Origin of the sequence: Gardnerella sp. DNF01189, assembly GCF_049244195.1 — a bacterium.
Classification (GTDB): domain Bacteria; phylum Actinomycetota; class Actinomycetes; order Actinomycetales; family Bifidobacteriaceae; genus Bifidobacterium; species Bifidobacterium swidsinskii.
The window spans coordinates 802,161-820,105 of sequence record NZ_CP058385.1 but is presented as its reverse complement, the minus strand read 5'-3'; the positions used below and the strand labels follow the sequence as shown (position 1 = coordinate 820,105).

Sequence of the window (17,945 nt, the reverse complement as noted above, 5' to 3'; positions counted from 1 at the left end):
GTCGCAATTTATTTGCTGCAATTTTTGTTTGCTGTAACGTATTTTGCGCCGCGATTGAAACGCATCGTGCATCACTTCGAAAACGTGCAGATTCCTCGTGCAGTGTGTGTGGGCGGGCATACGCACAACATCGATTTGAGTATGAAGTAAGGAAGAATCATGACTGTTGAATTTCGTTCTGTAAAACTCAGTGATATTGATGCAATGGTTAAAGAATATGAACGTACTTGGGGTATTGCGCAAAAAGTTGGGAAAGATGCTTCGTTAAGTCTTTCTCGAAGATGTGTGTTGCATTACTTAGAACCTTCAACGCATGGTACTATTGCTGAAATAGATGGTAAGTTTATGGGTCTGCTTTTGGCGCGAGTTTTTGACGCACCTGTTTTATTTCCAGAAGTAGGGAGAATGCTTCGCGAGCAAGAAGCCACAATGAAAGAAAATTGTGACAAAAACTATGCTCTCGCTTTAGAAGAAGCGTACGGCATGCGCGCGTTGGAAACTAAACTTGAAGCGAAATCTCATATCAATAATTTAACTCAAGCGGAATTGGAGCTTTTCCTTGTTTCTCCAGATGCTCGTGGGCATGGTGTTGGTGGAGGCTTGTGGAAGCGAACAATGCATATGCTAAGAAATAACGGAGTAAATCGTTACTATTTACATACTGATTCAGCGTGTGACGTAAGCTTTTATGATTATCACGGGCTTAGAAGAGATGCTTCTTTTATGCGCTCGGATCATCCTTATGAAGCTAAGAACGTGAAATCTTTGGTGGATGACTTGTATATTTACTCAGGTGAGCCGAGAGTTCGTTCAAAGCAAGCAAATGCTCGTTCTAAAACGCGTTAATAAAAATATGCAAATGTATAACGTTGCGTGACTTGCTTGACAAAAAGGAGCAAAGAAATATATGTCGTCCCAAACGGCAACTAAGAAAGCATCGGTATTTTCTCAATATTCTAGATTATTTTCATTTAATGGAGCTAAAGCGTTTTGTGTAGCAGGCGCGATTGCGCGTTTGCCAATGTCTATGATTGCGTTGGGGATTGTTCTTGCATTAAACCATTTGTATAACAACTGGACTATTGCTGGAGCAATGTCTGCGTCGTATGTGCTTGCACAAGCTGCGGTAACTCCTGTGTATGCTAAGCTTTTTGACCGTTTTGGTCAGCGTAAAGTTGGAGTTATTGCGCTAAGTGCACAAGTAATCGCTATGATTTCTTTTGCATTTGCAGCTTTATTTAAGGTTCCTCTTGTTTTGCTTTTTGTGTTAGCAATTGTGATGGGTGTAACTCAGTTTGCTTTTGGCGCGTTGGTGCGTACTCGTTGGGCTTATACATTGCGTGCAGAAGATGACGATTCTTTATTAAACGTTGCTTATGCGTTGGAATCTGGTATCGATGAAATTGTGTTTATATTAGGACCTATTTTAGCCGCGTGGTTAGCAACTTCTGTGCACCCTGTTTCGCAATTATTCGTGCCAGTATTTGCAAGTGGATTGGGCGGAGCTTGGTTCTTTTCTCTAAAAAATACTCAACCTGCTGTGCTCAAAGTAGTGGAAGTTCCAACTGCTGCAGCTGAAGATGTTGATGTATTAATCGCTTCTCAAAAAGAAGATGAAATTTCCAAAGATTATGTGGCATCTCAAAAGCAAGAAGCGAAACGCTCATTTGTAGACAAATTTAGTCTTAAGCAATTGCATAATCATCGCTCAAAAAAGCGCGGTAAAAACGTGCTGCTTTACCGCGGCATTATCCCGCTTGTGCTCATGTTTGTTGTATTTAATATGAGTTTTAGTGCATTTGACGTGTCTGTAACAGCTGCAATGAAAGCTCAGGGGCTTGATCATTTCATTGGTATGCAGTTGGCATTGTTTGCATGTGGTTCGCTTGTGGGAGCGATTATTTTTGGATCGCATAAATTCCGTGGTTCTGATTGGTCACATCTGATTGTATTTTTGACTGTTCTAACTGTCGGATTTATGCTTATGAGTCTTAATATTGACAGACTTATGTTTATGAGCGTTTTTGAAGTGCTTTCTGGCTTATGCGTTTCGCCAATTTTTGCTACTGGAAATCTTATTGTGAAAGCAACTGTTCCTGAAGAATCGCTTACGGAAGGTCTTTCATGGCTACCAACTGCGTCTGCTGTTGGCTGTTCTTTAGGCTCGATGGCTGCTGGAGCTGCAATCGACTCGTGGAATTCGCATGCCGGAATGATGGTTCCATGGATCTCAACAATGGCAGCTATACCTATCGCCACGCTTGGCTGGTTTATTGTAATGGTGCTTAAAAAGCGACATTAACTGCGCACGTGTGTAAAGTTTCTGCCGTTTTCTCGCTTTAATCCGACCGAAATTTTACAGCTGCGTAAAGTTTCTGCCGCTTCAGTGACAAAAGCTGAGTTGAGTCCTAACGGTACACTAGAAAGAAGTGCGCAATATCGCAAGATGTAGTGAGATGAATATGAAAATAGAATATGATGAACGTACTGAGGAAATTCTTGCTGAAGTAGTACGCGATGCGTTGCAATCTGACGCTGATAATATGCGTTCTCTTAATAACCAAGAATCTTCTGCGTCGTCTAAGCAAATTCGACAGTCGGTGAAAAAAGTGAATAAAAAAATGTCTGCTGATACTTCAACTAAATCAGTATCTACTAAAGATGTAAAAACTGCTAAAACTAAATCAACTAAAAAAGCTAAATTCAACAAAGAAACTAAAACAGAAAATGCAAAGTCATCAACTCGTAGAACAGGAAATGTTCTTCCTCCTGTAGTTAACGATCAAAGAGAAGGTGCTCTTATTGCGCCGCCAAAGTATCGTAAAGGATCAATGCGAATCGTACCGCTTGGCGGTTTGGGTGAAATCGGCCGCAATATGAACGTAATTGAATATAACGGTCATATTTTGCTTATCGATTGCGGTGTGCTATTCCCAGAAGAAGAGCAGCCAGGCGTTGATTTGATTCTCCCAGATTTTCACTACATTCAGGATCGTTTAGACAAAGTTGAGGCATTGGTTTTAACGCACGGTCACGAAGATCATATCGGTGGTGTGCCTTACCTTCTTAAAATGCGTCCTGACATTCCGTTAATTGGTTCTAAGCTTACTTTGGCTTTTGTTGAAGCAAAGTGCCAGGAGCATCATATTGAGCCGAAACTTACTCGCGTTGAAGGCCGCGATAAGATGAAAGTAGGTCCGTTTAATCTTGAGTTTATTACGGTGACGCACTCGATTCCGGACGCGCTTGCTGTTTGTGTTAAAACGCCTGCTGGAACTTTGATTGATACTGGCGATATTAAGCTCGATCAGCTTCCTCTTGACCATCGTATTACTGATTTAGTTGAGTTTGGTCGCTTAGGTGAGCAGGGCATAGATTTGCTTATGGCTGATTCCACTAATGCTGAAGTTCCAGGATTTGTAAAGCCTGAAACTTCGATTGGTCCGGCTTTGGATCGCGCTTTTGCTGAAGCTACGCGCAAGATTATTGTTGCTAGTTTCTCAAGCCACGTGCATCGCGTGCAGCAAGTGGTTGACGCAGCTCACAAGTTTGGCAGAAAAGTTGTGTTCGTTGGCCGTTCGATGGTTCGCAATATGTCAATTGCTGCGGATTTAGGCTACTTGCATATTCCTGAAAACACGGTTGTGGACTTAAAGCAGGCCAAGGATGTTCAAGACGACAAGCTCGTATACATGTGCACTGGTTCACAAGGCGAGCCTATGGCTGCACTCGGGCGTATTGCAGATGGCAATCACCGAGATATTACTGTTAATGAGTTCGACACTGTTATTCTTGCAAGTTCGCTTATTCCAGGAAATGAGCACGAAGTTTATAAGGTTATTAACAAGCTTGTGCAGTTGGGTGCGCGTGTAATCAACAAAGATAACGCTGCAATTCACGTGTCTGGTCATTGCAATGAAGGCGAGTTGCTGTACTTGTACAACATTGTGAAGCCAAAGTGCGCCATGCCAATTCATGGTGAGCATCGTCACTTGGTTGCAAACGGATTGATTGCAGTAAAAACTGGCGTTGAACCAAATAACGTTGTGCTTGCTGAAGACGGCGATGTTGTGGATTTGTATCATGGCAATGCTGCAGTTGTTGGTTCTGTACCATGCGGTTACGTGTATGTTGATGGTGATTCTGTTGGTGAGCTTACAGATGAAGAGCTTGAAAAGCGCAGAATTTTGGGCACGGAAGGTTTCGTATCGAGCTTTGTTGTAGTTGATACAGAGCACGCTGACGTTGTTTCTGGTCCAAAGATTTTCTTGAATGCTGTTGCTGAAGACGAGGCTGATTTTGAGAAGGTTCGTCATCAAATTGTTGAACAGTTGCAGGATGCGATGATGCGCGGTGAGCACGATACTCATAAGTTGCAGCAGATTATGCGACGAACTTTGGGTAGTTGGGTTGCTCGCGCTTTGCGCAGGAAGCCTATGCTCGTGCCGGTAGTTGCGGATATTGCAAAAAATAATCAAGAATAATCAAAAATAAAGAAAATATTCGCAATTATTTGTAAATAGCTAAAAATAATCGTAAATATAATCAAAAATAAGAAAAATATAAGGAAGGTACAAAATATGCCAGGAGCAAATCTGACTCGCGTAGAAGCTCAAGAGCGTTTCGACGCTATCCAAATGCCAATTCACTACGATGTTGCGCTCGATTTAGGAAAAGGCGGACGCGATTTTACTTCGCGCACGAAGATTGAGTTCGATGCTAAAGCTGGTAGCGCAAGCTTCCTCGATTTAATTGCAAACAGCGTAGAATCTGTGGTGTTAAACGGTACCGCTCTTGACGTTTCTAAAGTTTTTGCAGACAGTCGAATTGAGCTTGCAAATTTGCTTGAGCATAATACCGTAGAAGTTGTAGCAAACTGCCAGTATTCCAACACGGGCGAAGGTTTGCACAGAAGCGTGGATCCTTCCGACGGAAACGTTTATTTGTATACTCAGTTCGAAGTGCCGGATGCTCGCCGCGTTTATGCTGTGTTTGATCAGCCGGATTTAAAGGCTGTTTTTGACTTTACGGTGGACGCTCCAGAAAGTTGGATTGTGACTTCCAATATGCCAGTTAAAAGCGAAACCGCGTTGGAAGGCCGCGAAACTGAAGCAGGCACTTTGGAAAATGGCGCTGTAGAAGGCATGAAGCGTTGGGTATTCGAGTCAACTCCAAAGATGAGCTCCTACTTAACTGCTATTTGCGCAGGTTCTTACGCCGAATGGCACACAACTTACAACAATGAAGACGGTCGCGTAGTTCCAATGGCAATGTACTGCCGTCAGGCACTTAAAGACGCTTTTGCAAAAGACGTTGACTACTTGTTCGATATTACGAAGAAAGGTTTTGCTTTCTACGCTAAGACTTGGGGAGTGCCGTATCCGTACGCAAAGTACGATCAGATTTACGTTCCAGAATATAACGCTGGAGCTATGGAAAACATTGGTATGGTCACGATTCGCGACCAGTACGTGTTTGAATCCAAAGTCACGGACGCTTATGCTGAGCGCCGCGTTGTAACAGTTTTGCATGAGCTTGCACACATGTGGTTCGGCGACTACGTGACCATGAAGTGGTGGAATGATTTGTGGCTTAACGAATCCTTCGCAGAATTCACTTCTACTCTTGCAACTGCTGAAGCAACCGAATGGCATGACGCTTGGAGCACTTTCAATTCCGGCGAAAAAAGCTGGGCACTTAATCAAGATCAGCTTCCAACAACGCACCCAATCGTGGCTCCAATCAACGATTTGAATGACACTTCCGTCAACTTCGACGGCATCACTTATGCAAAGGGTGCTTCTGTATTGAAGCAACTCGTAGCGTATGTTGGTCGCGAAAAGTTCTTTGAAGGAATCCACAACTATTTGAGCAAGCATGCATACAGCAACGCAACTTTGGCTGATTTGTTGCACGAGTTAGAGCTTACAAGCGGACGCGATTTGAAGGCTTGGAGTGCTCAATGGCTTGAAAAGGCTGGAATTAATACGATTTCTACTGAAGTCGAAGAAGCAGGTGACGGCACTATTGCTTCCTTGCGTTTGCATCAGAGCGCGCCAGCTGAGCATCCTGTTCTTCGCGCGCACCGTTTGGCTGTTGGATTCTACAATGTAGACGAAGCAACTGGTGAAATTAAGCGCACAAAGCGAATCGAACTTGACGTTGACGGCGAAGTGACGGAAGTTGTTGAGGTGCGCGGCGAGAAAATGCCTGCGCTTATTCTTGTAAACGACGACGATTTAACTTATACGAAGCTACGTTTTGACGCAAAGTCGCTTGAATTTGCTGCCGAAAACTTGTATCGTTTCAAGGATTCTTTGACTCGCTCGCTTATTTGGCTCGCATTGTGGGATATGACTCGCGACGCAGAATTCCCAGCAGAACGCTTTGTGGAACTCAGCCTTAAAGCTTTGGCAACTGAGCGAGAATCAACTACTTTCCGCTATGCTCTTGGTCAAGTGAAAGTAACTGCAAGCCACTACGTTGTTCCAGAGCGTCAAGCAGAAGTTGCAAAACATGTTGCTCACGAATTGTGGCAGTTGGCTTTGGCAGCTTCGGCTGGTTCCGATGAACAATTCCAGCTCGTTAAGGCTTATCTTGGATACGGCGAAGTTGGAGATGCCGAGTTCTTGCGCGTAGCTAACGGATTACTTGACGGTTCCGTGAATCTGGAAGGCTTGGGAATCGACAACGACTTGCGCTGGAGCATTCTTATTGCACTCGCAGGCGTGAATGCTTTGGACGAAGCTGGAATTGACGCGGAACTTCAAAAGCGCGACACGACTGAGAATCGCGAATACGCTTACCAGGCTCGTGCAGCTCGCTCAACTGCAGAAGCTAAGGATTGGGCTTTTGAACAGGCTTTGCGTAATCTCGATTTGACGAATATGCAAATGGGCGCTGTGGTTGCTGGCTTTGCAAGCACTGCTAAAGGCGATTTGGTTAAGCCTTACGTTGATCGCTACTTTGCTGAAGTTGAGTGGATTTGGAAGAACCGCACCTTCCACATGGCTGAAGCTTTGATCGAAGGCTTGTATCCTGTGTATGCGCCGGTTGAGGAGCTGGTTAAGCACGGTGAAAAGTGGCTTGAGGCTCATGCTGATGCAGATCAGGCTTTGCGTCGCATGGTGCTCGGCAGCCTTGATTCTTCTCGCCGCACGCTTAAGGTACAGCATTACAACGCTTCCTTGTGCTAGTGCCTTAATTAATGTGGCGCGAGTTTTGCGCGACGACCTGCTTTCGCGCAGCATTGTGCGCGCGAAAGCAACTCGGAGCGTGAGCTTGCTCAGGTGGAAAGTCCAGTGGACTTTCCACGCAAGCTCAGCAGCGAGAGCGTTAACCGCGCGAGCGTTGGCCAATTTGTGGAACATTTTCCGGAGTTTTTCCGGCTTTTGTACCACAACCATGTGCGGAGAAATTTTTTATAGCGCGTTATGTAATGTTACGAGTAAGATGGCAAACAGTGTGTGACGCGCTAGTATGCGATGTTGTTTGCTTGCGCGCAGGATGAAGTGATTTTTGCGAAAGAGGCTTTATTATGCCAAGAATGTTTGGTACTGACGGTGTGCGTGGATTGGCGAACCGAGATTTAACAGCGCAACTTGCGTTAGATTTGGGTGATGCTGCAGTGCGCGTTTTAGGGGATAAGCACGCGCCGGTTGCATCTAGCTCTAATGAAAGCGAGACTTCCTCTCACGCTCGCCGTCGCGCGCTTATTGGCAGAGATACGCGTGTTTCTGGTGATTTTCTAGCTTCTGCTCTCGCTGCTGGCATGAGTGCTGGCGGTTTTGATGTTATTGATGCTGGAATTATCCCAACTCCTGGCGTTGCTTTCCTCACTTCCGTGCTTAACGTTGAAATGGGTGCTGTTATTTCTGCGTCGCATAATCCTATGCCAGATAACGGTATTAAATTCTTTGCGCGCGGAGGTTTTAAGCTTCCAGATAGCAAGGAAGATGAGATTGAGACTGTGCTTGGTCAAGATTGGGAGCGTCCAACTGGTGCTGGTGTAGGTCGAGTCAGCCATGATACTACTACAGCTACTAACTTGTATATTGATCATTTAGTTTCTGCTGTTGCGCCTTTAAGCAATGGTTCTACTACGCGTCCAAAGCCTCTTGCAGGCTTGCGTGTTGTAGCAGATTGCGCGAATGGTGCTACTTCTGTTGTTGCTCCTGAAGCTCTTCGTCGCGCTGGTGCGGAAGTAATCGTAATTAACGCTTCTCCTGACGGCTACAATATTAACGATCACGCAGGCTCGACTCATCCTGAGCAGCTGCAAGCCATGGTTAAAGCTTCTAAGGCTGATTTAGGCGTGGCTTTTGACGGTGACGCCGACCGCTGCTTAGCTGTTGACGAGAACGGCAATATGGTTAATGGCGATCAAATTATGGGTATTCTTGCTCGCGCAAAGCAGGCTGAAGGTAAGCTGAATCACGATACGCTCGTTGTAACTGTAATGAGCAATCTTGGCTTAAAGCTTGCGCTCAAAGATATGGGCATTTCAACAGTGCAAACAAACGTCGGCGATCGCTACGTTCTTGAAGAAATGCTTAAGCATGATTATTCACTCGGCGGCGAGCAGTCTGGTCACGTTATTAATCGCGAATTTGCAACAACCGGTGACGGTACGCTTACTGCTTTGACTTTGTGCCGTGAAGTTGTTCGTTCAGGCAAGAAACTTTCGCAAATGGCTGCAGACTTCCCGCAGCTTCCGCAAGCTCTTGTAAATGTGCCAAATGTAGATAAAATGGCTTCGAAAACTAACGCAGCTGTGCTTGCAGCTGTTGAGAAAGAATCGAAGCTTCTTAGAGATACAGGTCGCGTGCTTTTGCGTCCTAGTGGCACAGAGCCGCTTGTGCGCGTTATGTGCGAGGCTGCAACTCAAACTCAGGCAGATGAGGTTTGTGCTCGTCTTGCTCAAGTTGTGGTCGATAATCTGAAGCTATAAGCTTACTTATTTTTTGCGCCTGCTATTTGCTTACATTTCAGTCGGCTCTAGCAGTGCGCAAATAATTTTGATACACTTATATCTTTAGTGCGGCTTTCAAATTCTGCTCGCAGCATGTAGATTTTGTATGTTTTCGCGTTACTGTGCGCGTTACTTAAAACGGTGAAAAGGAGTCCTATGTTTACGCATCACGCAAGTGTTGATACTAAGCTCAGTCGCGCTGTTGAGCGCTTGCTTGATTCCGCTACAGAAGACGGCATTTTGCCGATTGTGCAAGCAGGTGAGCCTGTTCTTCGCCAGCGCACTGTGGCATATGACGGCCAGCTTACACGTGCTACTCTCACAAAACTTATTTCTCTTATGCACAGCACAATGCTGGAGGCTCCAGGCGTAGGTTTGGCTGCTCCACAGATTGGTTTAGGTCTTGCGATTGCTGTTATTGAAGATCATGTTCGTGACGATGAGGATGATCCTCGTGACATTGCAGAGCTTCCGTTTAGAGCTATTATTAATCCTCATTATGAGCCTATTGGTACGCAAACTCGTAGTTTTTATGAAGGTTGCTTAAGTGTTTCCGGCTATCAGGCTGTACGTCAGCGTTGGCTTGATATTCAGGCTACTTGGCAGGATGAGGACGGCAAACAACATTCCGAGCGTTTGCATGGTTGGCCTGCGCGTATTTTCCAGCACGAAACTGATCATCTTCGCGGCGAACTTTATATTGATCGTGCGGAAATGCGTTCACTTTCTACCGACGAAAATCTTGAAGATTATTGGGCAGATGAAGCAGTTCCTGTAGCTGCTGCTCGCACTCTCGGTTTTGCAATATGATTTTAAAGTTTTAAAAATTATTGCAGTGTCGTTTTGTGCATTTCAATAGTAGTAATAGAATACTCATGTGTGTTTTTGTAATTTACTACTTGAACGCGAGTATTTACTACATTGAATAAAGGAGAGACAAATGAAGGTTTGTTCTCAATGCGGTACAGCAAACAACGATTCCGCAAAGTTCTGTAAGGGTTGCGGTAATAATGTTGAATCCGCTCAACCAGTAGCTCAACCAGTAGCTCAGCCTGTACAACCTGTGTCTCAGGCTCAGCCAATGGCTCAACCAATGCAGCAGCAGCCTGTTCATATGGCTCAGCCTATGTTTGCAAATTCTCAGCCGGCTCAGCAGTTTGCGTCTCAACCGGCTCAACCGCAGCCAACTCAGCCAATGCAACCTGCGTACCAGCAGCCAGCTCAGCCAATGTTTGTTCAGTAGAATCCGCAAATGACTCACCCAACTCAACCGGCTCAACCGATGATGCAGCAGGCTCCAGCAATGCAAGGTGCTCCTCACTATACTCAGCCAATGAATCAGATTAATTCTGAACAGATGGTGGACTTCTTCCATTGGCTTCTTAGCGCAATTAAGAAGCCTTCTCAGAGTTACCATGTATCTAGCTTGTACGCTGTGCTTGTGTTTGTAATTAGTGCTCTTGTATCTGCAATCCAAACTTATTCCACGGTTCAATCTGGTGCCAACATTTTCAACTCTTTTACTAAGGTTGGCACTAACTTACTTTCGTCAATGTGGGAGCGTTCTATTTCTGCTCCACGAGTTTCCGTGCCTATTTCCGTATTCATTGCCGCTTTCTTCGCAGCAATGATTAGCGTTTACATGACATTCGTTGTGGCTTTGATTGGTGCAAAGATGTTTGGTGACCCAATGTCTGCCAGCCAGTTGCATGTTCAGTTCGCTCAGAAGATGGTTCCGATTGTAACAATTCAGATTTGCGCAGCATTGCTTGGCATTCTTACTCTTTCGACTCCGTCTGTGTTCTTGCAAATCTTTGCAGGATTCTTGACATTGCTTCTTCCATTCTCCTTCGTATCTCACGCTGAATGCACGCGTAAGATAGATCGCGAATGGTTGTGGGTTATTTACGTGTTAGTAGCTGCGATAATTCTTATTATCGTATTCTGCGTCACTATGGGAATCGTAACAAGTGCTATTTCTTCCGCAATATACGGAGCTTTATTGCACTAAAAGAATTTTGCTAATCTAATTAAATAATTCTATAAAAGCTTTTTAATAGAGTGTTTTTCGTAAAATTTGCGTCAGTTTAGCAAAATAACTTAAAAATAAAAATAACTTGGAAAAATTTTATTTCAAAAGTGCTTAGCGTATGAATAATATGCTAAGCACTTTTGTGAAATATTAGGAGTTAATATGAATTGCACTCAATGTGGAAGCCCTATAGATAGTGGCTCAACGTGGTGCTCAAATTGTGGCGCAAAAGTAGAGGATAATGCACAGCAGCCAATGGCGCAGTTTAATCAGTATGAATCTCAAGCGCAGCAGTTTGCTGTAAATACGTATCAGACGCAAACTAATAACACCGTTTTGCCAAATAACGTAAATAACGTAAATAACGCGAATTTTTCAAATAACTCTAATATAGCTTCAGTAAAGATGAGCAAAAAAGAATAAAATCATCCTTATCATAATTGGAGTTTTTAATGGTAGCTCTTGGTGCTGCATATTATGCAATTCAAAACTATGTTTATTCTCCAGAAGCTACAATTAAACAATACGTGAACGCTTTGGAAAGCGGAAACTTTACAGAAGCAAGCAAACTTGTTGACTGGTCTCCTAGCGATATTCAAGAAGGTTCTCGCATCCTTTTGACTAATGAAGTTAGCAGCAAAACTAAAAATCGTATTGAAAATCCAGTAATTACCAACATTAGCTTTGATTCCAGTGTAGTCTCCTACAGAATTATGGGAAAGAGAATAAAATGTCGCTTCAAGTCTCTTATCCTAAAACTGAGTGGCTTATATTTAAGTCATATAAGCTGTATCCTCGTGTAAACATTATGTATTTAGATATTCCAAACAGGATTAAAAAATCAAAGTTAACGTGCTAGCAAGAAGCTAGAGAAGAAAATTACCAGTGCTGTTAAAAGCAAATTAAGCAGTGCATTAGTGCATCAAATGGATCAGCAGTCCCTGCAAAGATTTGTGTTTTTGGCACCTCCTTGCGTAAGAAGAACTTAGGATTCTTTACATCCTACGACTATTCATATTCAGATGTTAAGAGAAGTGTTAACGGATATCCTAAACTTACATCCATTGATCCAGAAAGTGGAAGTTTCTCTACAGAAGGATTTGAAGAAACTGTAGAGTTCCGTCGTCAGGCTAGTAACGAAGACGAATGGCATGATGGTAATTCTGTAAGCAGATTCTACATCAACAGATCATTTAAAATCAAAGGCAACGACGTAAATATTAAGTTTGAGAACAATACATATCAAGAACAATATTACTAAGGATAAGTATTAAATAAAACTCGTTGCCGCTTTGGACACTCGTGCAGCACTCCGACCTGCCTGAATGCTGTGTTAGTAACAAAAAGCCGACCCCGCAAAATCGTAGGGTCGGCTTTTCGTATGTCGATTATAAGTGCGTATATGCTATACTGGCATATCGTATGTTCGCATACTATATAAAGTTATTTTTCAATGAAGAAAGGTAGTCGATGACGTTTATCTCTCGTGCAATACGCTACATTCTGAGGAAACGAATAAAAACAGCGATAGTTTTCATTATTGTATTTCTTATTTCGACATTGTTATTTTCTACTTCTGCAGTTTCAAGTGCTGCAGGTAGAGAAGGAGAAAAAGTTGAAGCGCAAGCAGAGTCTAGTTTTGTGCTCGCAAATAACCCTCAAATAAACCCTGGAACTCCTAGAGGAGCTGGAACTGTAAAACCTAAAGATGTACAGGCAATTGCAAAATTAAATGGAATTGCTTCCTACGTTGTTCGACAAAATGTAACAGCGGATTTAGTTAATGCTAAAGCGGCAAGAATTCCAGGCGTTCAGGATTATGATCAAAAGCGCGAGCAGCAGTTTGGAAATGCCGTTAATATTGAAGGGACGAATGACTCTACTGGTTTAAATACTTTTAAAACAAAAGCAATAACTATGTCTAAAGGCAAGCATCTTATTGCTAATAACGTTCATGCATCACTGATTCATGAAGATCTCGCTAAAGCTAACGGATTACATGTAGGAGATACTCTTACGCTTCGCGCTAATCCTTACGATGCTGACAATATTCAACAATCAACAGCAACAGTAAAAACTCGTATTGTTGGAATTTATGCCGGAGCAAATAAGCGTCAAGTCGCAACTAGGGCGGAATTGACAGCTAATACCGTGTATACGGATTTGCAAACTACTCGCGAATTATACAAATATGAGCCTGGAAAAGAAATATATCAGGATGCAAGTTTTAGAATAAAGCGCGGTGAGGATGCGGATAATATTATGGCGCAAGCTGCCAAATTGCCTATTGATTTGCAAAACTATCAACTAACTCGTGACGATCAGTTCGTTTCTGGTTTGTTGAAAGCAGCAAAGGGAGTGCGCTCAATAATGACTGTTACAACAATTGCTGTTGTATCATTTGCTATTATTGCTTTGGCATTAGTGCTTTTGCTGTGGATGAATGAGCGACGTAATGAAATTGGTGTGTTTGTTGCAATTGGCACTGGCAAATTATCTATAGTTGGTCAATATCTTGCTGAGATTGTGCTTATTGCAATACCTTCGTTAATTGTGGGTTACCTTTTTGCAAAAGTTATAGCTCCGTTGATGGCTAATGTTGCTCTTGGCTCTGTGCAATCATCAGCCGCTCGTGAATTGAGTAATATGGGTCAAGCTGGTGGAAATCTTGAATCAACTTTGGCAACAAAAACTTTGGAAACACTTAGCGTACAAGTAGACGCTCAGTGTTTTGTCGGAGTTTCTACAATTGTTGGTGCAGTAATCGTTATTGCAGTTGTGTTGTCTTATTTGCCAATTATATGCAAATCTCCTCGTGAGCTCCTCGGATTGCAAAAGTAAAACTATGCTGTTTGGCGGCATAGTTTTCATAATTCGTCGTATGAAAGTTATTTGAAAAGTTAGTGAGTAACATTATGAATGGTGAAGTAATTTCTTTATGTGCTCGAGCGAAACTTGCAATATTGCGCAAACCTCGACGTAACGCAATAATTGTGCTGATTATGACTCTTGTTTTAAGTGCGCTAGTTTCACAAGCTGGTATCAGTGCTTCTGTTGAGGGTGTTAGGGATCGTATTCAATCCAGTATTGGTTTAGGTTTTACTGTACGAGCAAAAACTCGAGGTGAAACTCTTCCAGAGCAAAGTAATACAAATTCTAATTCTGTTGCTACGTCTAATTCTCCAATTCCACAAGATTTGGCCGCGAATGAAGGAATTGACTCTAGTCAAATTCGTAAATTTGCTGCGATTTCGGGCGTAAAAACTGTAGTGGAAGAGCGCGATGTTTTAGCTACGCCTGTTGGAAAGCAACTTGTGCTTCCTGCGCAGGGTCCAAGACTAGACGATGATGTTTTGGCTCATGCTGCTGGAATTACTGGCACAACAGATTCTCGATTGTCTCAGGGTTTTCAAGAGGGATTATACCGTTTAGAGCAGGGTGAGCATATTACTAATCGTTCTTCTGGTAGAGCAATAGTGCATCGTGATTTTGCTAAGAAGAATAATCTTAATATTGGTTCTACTATAATTCTTAAGCAGGGGTTTAATGTAAAAGTTCGTGTTGTTGGCATCTTTGCCGGCAAATTGCAAACTAAAGGAGCACTTCCTTCGGATGCGTCAGAAAATCGCATATTTACTGACTTAAGTTCGGCGTTGTCTTTGGCTGGTTCTTCTAAGCGAGGTGTTTTGCGTTGTGTTGTTGAGCGTTCTGATTTATTAGCTAATGCAATACGGCAGGCTAAAACTATTGCTGGCAAGTGGGCGGATGTAGAGCAGAATGCTTCGCAATTGTCTGATGTAATAAGCTCGGTTAACTCTGTGCAACAACTTGTGCGAATGATTTTTGTGGCACTAAGTTTTGTCGGTATTTTAGTGCTTGGACTTGTATTAGTGTTCTGGGTTAGAGGACGTATGCACGAGATTGGCGTACTTATGTCTATTGGATTATCTAGAGCAATAATAGTTAGTCAATTGCTTGTTGAAATAACGATACTCAACATTGTGTCATTCGTCATTTCGCTAGGCTTCGGTGCTGCTTTTTCTGGCGTTATTGGTTCTGCGATTTTGCATAGTGCTGATTCGTCATTTATTGCGGATGGTATGCCAGTATTGCCATTGTTGCAAACTCTTGCTGCTTTTGTTATTGGTTTGCTTATTTCAATAGTTGCGTTGATTGTTGCAGTGCTGCCAATATTAATAAAGAAGCCTCGGCAAATACTAAGTGCTATGAGTTAGCAGAAATGTAGTTGCGTATGTGAATTTTCTACTAAAAACACAATCACAAACAGCGCAATCGTATAAATGAAACAAATCTTATAAATCATATTTAAATTATGTAAAAATAAGGAGCTTATTATGTCGGCTTTATTGCAATTAAAAAATGTGAAGTACACTTACGGACCTGCAAATATTGCGGTACTAAATGACGTGAATGCTGAGTTTGAAGCTGGCACTATGTACAGTATCATGGGAGCTTCTGGAGCCGGAAAGTCTACTATGCTCTCACTTTTAGCTGGATTAGATACTCCGTATAGTGGCGAAGTGCTTTTTAATGGTGAAAATATTGCAAAAACAGGATATGTTGAGCATCGCAAAAAACATATTTCACTTGTTTTCCAGAATTTTAATCTTATTGACTATTTGACGCCATTAGAAAATTTGCGATTAGTAAATTCACATGCTGATGTTCAAGTGCTAATAGATCTTGGATTAACTGAAGAAGAAGCAAATCGTAACGTCACTAAACTTTCTGGTGGTCAACAGCAGCGTGTTGCAATTGGACGAGCTTTAGTATCTTCTGCTCCGGTAATTTTAGCTGATGAGCCTACTGGAAGTCTTGACCCTGCTACTACTAAAGAAGTTATTGCAATATTAAAAAATGCTGCTAGAGAGCATGGCAAATGTGTGATTGTTGTTACTCATGATTCGAAGGTCGCCTCTCAAGCTGATGTAAAATACGTGCTGAAAAATAAACAGCTAACGCGACAATCTGCTTGAGCGCCAAAACAGGCGATTTTGGGACACTAGTGCAGTACGCTTACTGCGCGAGTGTCTCTGTTTGGTGATTTTGGGACACTAGTGCAGTTGAGTTACTGCGCGCGTGTCCGATTTCGCTTGTTTTGGGACACTCGTGCAGCGCGCTTACTGCGTTAGTGTCTGAAAACTGTCGTTATGGGACACTCGTGCAGATTGCGCTCGCGCTATAAGCGCTCGCTTACGAAACTCGCGTTGGAAGTCCACTGGACTTCCAACGCGAGCGAGTTTCCGCTCCGAGTTGCTTTCGCGCGCGCTTTGAAGGAGCTTGAACTCAACAGGATTTCAAGCTCCTTCAAAGCGTGATTTGGCTCAATTGTGAAGCACGGTGTGCTTCACATGCCAAATCAGCCGAACGGCTATGCCGTGAGGAATAAGCGCTCAAGCAGGTCGTCGCGCAAAACAAAAAGCCGACTCTGCGAAATCGTAGAGCCGGCTTATTGCTAGAATAACTTAACTACAAATCAGATGTGGAAGTAAAGCTCATACTCGAGTGGAGTTGGAGCCAAGCGAGCCATATCCATTTCCTCATGCTTCAAATTCAGCCAAGTTTCAATCAAGTCGCTAGTAAATACGTCGCCTTGCATAAGGAAGTCGTGATCCTCTTCCAAAGATTGCAAAGCTTCACCAAGCGAAGAAGGAACTTGCTTAATGCCGTCATGCTCCTCTGGAGGAAGCTCGTACAAATCTTTATCAACAGGGGCAGGAGGCTCAATATGGTTAATAACACCATCCAAACCTGCCATAAGCTGAGCGGAGAATGCTAAGAATGGGTTGCATGAAGGATCCGGTGCACGGAACTCAATACGCTTAGCAGCAGGTTCTGTACCAGCAAGAGGGATACGAATAGCTGCAGAACGGTTACGAGCAGAGTAAACCAAGTTGACTGGAGCTTCGTATCCTGGAACCAAGCGATGGTAAGAGTTAAGCGAAGGATTCGTAAATGCAAGCACAGAAGAAGCGTGCTTAATCAAGCCGCCAATGTACCAACGTGCAATATCAGAAAGTTGAGCGTAGCCAGTTTCCGCATAGAACAATGGCTTGCCATCTTTCCAAAGCGACTGATGGCAGTGCATGCCAGTGCCGTTATCTCCAGCAATTGGCTTTGGCATAAATGTTGCAGCCTTACCAGCTAAAGCAGCAGTTTCATGAACCACATACTTGTATTTCATCAAATCATCGCCAGCATGAACAAGCGTATTGTAACGGTAGTTGATTTCCTGCTGACCTGCGCCGCCGACTTCGTGGTGAGAACGCTCAAGAATCAAACCAACTTTTTGCAAGTTGTAAACCATGTCATCGCGCAAATCCTGATTGTGATCTACTGGTGGCACAGGGAAGTAGCCGTGCTTTACGCGATTCTTAAAACCAATATTGTTGCTACCGTCATCTTCAGTGTCGATGCCAGAATTCCAAGGAGCTTCGTTAGAATCAACCTCATAGAAGGAGCGCTGCATGTCGTTAGCAAAACGCACCTTGTCAAAGATGAAGAACTCAGCTTCAGGGGCAAAGCTTGCAGTGTCAGCAATGCCAGTTGATTTCAAATAGGATTCTGCTTTAATAGCGACCTGACGAGGATCCCTAGAATATGGCTCATCTGTTACAGGGTCAACAATAGAGAAAGCAACATTCAGAGTCTTATGCTTACGGAATGGGTCAATATAAGCAGTGTCAACATCTGGAATAAGCTTCATATCTGATTCGTTAATAGCCTGGAAGCCTTGCATTGAAGAACCATCGAACGCCATTCCATCAGTGAAAGCGCTGTGTAAGAACTCGTCAGCAGGAACAGTAAAGTGCTGCTGAACGCCAATTAAATCAGTAAATCGTACGGATACGTACTCAATGCCTTCCTTTTCAATAAGGGCTGCGGCATCTTCTTTAGTTTGCAAAGTGGTCATGGTCACCA

The 17,945-nt window shown here is 43.2% G+C and carries 15 protein-coding genes; 14 read left to right on the top strand and 1 reads right to left on the bottom strand.

The annotated features are described in order from the left end of the window. The first annotated feature begins 159 nt into the window (after positions 1-159). From HXT41_RS03390 to HXT41_RS03325, 14 genes are all read left to right on the top strand, one after another. Positions 160-846, top strand: coding sequence for a GNAT family N-acetyltransferase (locus tag HXT41_RS03390; RefSeq protein ID WP_102703231.1), 687 nt, complete (start codon positions 160-162; stop codon positions 844-846). A gap of 61 nt (positions 847-907) precedes the next feature. Continuing rightward, on the top strand, positions 908-2,302 hold the full coding sequence (locus HXT41_RS03385; RefSeq protein ID WP_102703230.1) for an MFS transporter: 1,395 nt from the start codon (positions 908-910) through the stop codon (positions 2,300-2,302). A 154-nt stretch (positions 2,303-2,456) separates the two neighbouring features. Continuing rightward, positions 2,457-4,484, top strand: coding sequence for a ribonuclease J (locus HXT41_RS03380; RefSeq protein WP_102703229.1), 2,028 nt, complete (start codon positions 2,457-2,459; stop codon positions 4,482-4,484). A gap of 96 nt (positions 4,485-4,580) precedes the next feature. Next, positions 4,581-7,196, top strand: a complete 2,616-nt coding sequence (pepN, locus tag HXT41_RS03375; protein WP_116994623.1) for an aminopeptidase N — start codon at positions 4,581-4,583, stop codon at positions 7,194-7,196. 341 nt (positions 7,197-7,537) lie between these two features. Further along, entirely contained in the window at positions 7,538-8,950 is a 1,413-nt protein-coding gene (glmM, locus tag HXT41_RS03370) for a phosphoglucosamine mutase (RefSeq protein ID WP_012914425.1), read from the top strand. Between the two features lie 177 nt (positions 8,951-9,127). Continuing rightward, positions 9,128-9,781: a peptide deformylase gene (locus tag HXT41_RS03365; protein ID WP_004107289.1), complete on the top strand. Its 654-nt coding sequence runs from the start codon at positions 9,128-9,130 to the stop codon at positions 9,779-9,781. Positions 9,782-9,911: 130 nt separating this feature from the next. Further along, positions 9,912-10,214 carry a hypothetical protein gene (locus HXT41_RS03360; protein ID WP_421788528.1) on the top strand — a complete coding sequence of 101 codons (303 nt, stop codon included), beginning with the start codon at positions 9,912-9,914 and terminating at the stop codon, positions 10,212-10,214. Positions 10,215-10,223: 9 nt separating this feature from the next. After that, positions 10,224-10,982: a DUF6574 domain-containing protein gene (locus HXT41_RS03355; RefSeq protein ID WP_421788526.1), complete on the top strand. Its 759-nt coding sequence runs from the start codon at positions 10,224-10,226 to the stop codon at positions 10,980-10,982. Between the two features lie 183 nt (positions 10,983-11,165). Further along, a complete protein-coding gene (locus HXT41_RS03350) occupies positions 11,166-11,426 on the top strand; it encodes a zinc-ribbon domain-containing protein (protein ID WP_004109342.1) in 261 nt (86 codons plus the stop codon). Positions 11,427-11,455: 29 nt separating this feature from the next. After that, positions 11,456-11,806 carry a hypothetical protein gene (locus HXT41_RS03345; RefSeq protein ID WP_415693079.1) on the top strand — a complete coding sequence of 117 codons (351 nt, stop codon included), beginning with the start codon at positions 11,456-11,458 and terminating at the stop codon, positions 11,804-11,806. Between the two features lie 167 nt (positions 11,807-11,973). Further along, positions 11,974-12,264 (top strand): hypothetical protein, encoded by a 291-nt coding sequence (locus HXT41_RS03340; RefSeq protein ID WP_004109367.1) that lies wholly within the window; start codon positions 11,974-11,976, stop codon positions 12,262-12,264. Positions 12,265-12,473: 209 nt separating this feature from the next. After that, positions 12,474-13,844, top strand: coding sequence for an ABC transporter permease (locus HXT41_RS03335; RefSeq protein ID WP_415693077.1), 1,371 nt, complete (start codon positions 12,474-12,476; stop codon positions 13,842-13,844). Positions 13,845-13,918: 74 nt separating this feature from the next. Further along, positions 13,919-15,238 (top strand): ABC transporter permease, encoded by a 1,320-nt coding sequence (locus tag HXT41_RS03330; RefSeq protein ID WP_119504512.1) that lies wholly within the window; start codon positions 13,919-13,921, stop codon positions 15,236-15,238. A gap of 120 nt (positions 15,239-15,358) precedes the next feature. Continuing rightward, positions 15,359-16,000 (top strand): ABC transporter ATP-binding protein, encoded by a 642-nt coding sequence (locus tag HXT41_RS03325; protein WP_116994626.1) that lies wholly within the window; start codon positions 15,359-15,361, stop codon positions 15,998-16,000. 500 nt (positions 16,001-16,500) lie between these two features. On the opposite strand, the gene glnA is transcribed toward HXT41_RS03325, so the two are convergent. Continuing rightward, on the bottom strand, positions 16,501-17,937 hold the full coding sequence (gene glnA / locus HXT41_RS03320) for a type I glutamate--ammonia ligase (protein WP_004109385.1): 1,437 nt from the start codon (positions 17,935-17,937) through the stop codon (positions 16,501-16,503). Positions 17,938-17,945 lie beyond the last annotated feature (8 nt).

Excerpts from the sequence above, each read along its gene's own strand:
- HXT41_RS03390 (WP_102703231.1), top strand. The coding sequence starts at position 160 with ATGACTGTTGAATTTCGTTCTGTAAAACTCAGTGATATTGATGCAATG.
- HXT41_RS03385 (WP_102703230.1), top strand. The coding sequence starts at position 908 with ATGTCGTCCCAAACGGCAACTAAGAAAGCATCGGTATTTTCTCAATAT.
- HXT41_RS03380 (WP_102703229.1), top strand. The coding sequence starts at position 2,457 with ATGAATATGAAAATAGAATATGATGAACGTACTGAGGAAATTCTTGCT.
- pepN (WP_116994623.1), top strand. The coding sequence starts at position 4,581 with ATGCCAGGAGCAAATCTGACTCGCGTAGAAGCTCAAGAGCGTTTCGAC.
- glmM (WP_012914425.1), top strand. The coding sequence starts at position 7,538 with ATGCCAAGAATGTTTGGTACTGACGGTGTGCGTGGATTGGCGAACCGA.
- HXT41_RS03365 (WP_004107289.1), top strand. The coding sequence starts at position 9,128 with ATGTTTACGCATCACGCAAGTGTTGATACTAAGCTCAGTCGCGCTGTT.
- HXT41_RS03360 (WP_421788528.1), top strand. The coding sequence starts at position 9,912 with ATGAAGGTTTGTTCTCAATGCGGTACAGCAAACAACGATTCCGCAAAG.
- HXT41_RS03355 (WP_421788526.1), top strand. The coding sequence starts at position 10,224 with ATGACTCACCCAACTCAACCGGCTCAACCGATGATGCAGCAGGCTCCA.
- HXT41_RS03350 (WP_004109342.1), top strand. The coding sequence starts at position 11,166 with ATGAATTGCACTCAATGTGGAAGCCCTATAGATAGTGGCTCAACGTGG.
- HXT41_RS03345 (WP_415693079.1), top strand. The coding sequence starts at position 11,456 with ATGGTAGCTCTTGGTGCTGCATATTATGCAATTCAAAACTATGTTTAT.
- HXT41_RS03335 (WP_415693077.1), top strand. The coding sequence starts at position 12,474 with ATGACGTTTATCTCTCGTGCAATACGCTACATTCTGAGGAAACGAATA.
- HXT41_RS03330 (WP_119504512.1), top strand. The coding sequence starts at position 13,919 with ATGAATGGTGAAGTAATTTCTTTATGTGCTCGAGCGAAACTTGCAATA.
- HXT41_RS03325 (WP_116994626.1), top strand. The coding sequence starts at position 15,359 with ATGTCGGCTTTATTGCAATTAAAAAATGTGAAGTACACTTACGGACCT.
- glnA (WP_004109385.1), bottom strand. The coding sequence starts at position 17,937 with ATGACCACTTTGCAAACTAAAGAAGATGCCGCAGCCCTTATTGAAAAG.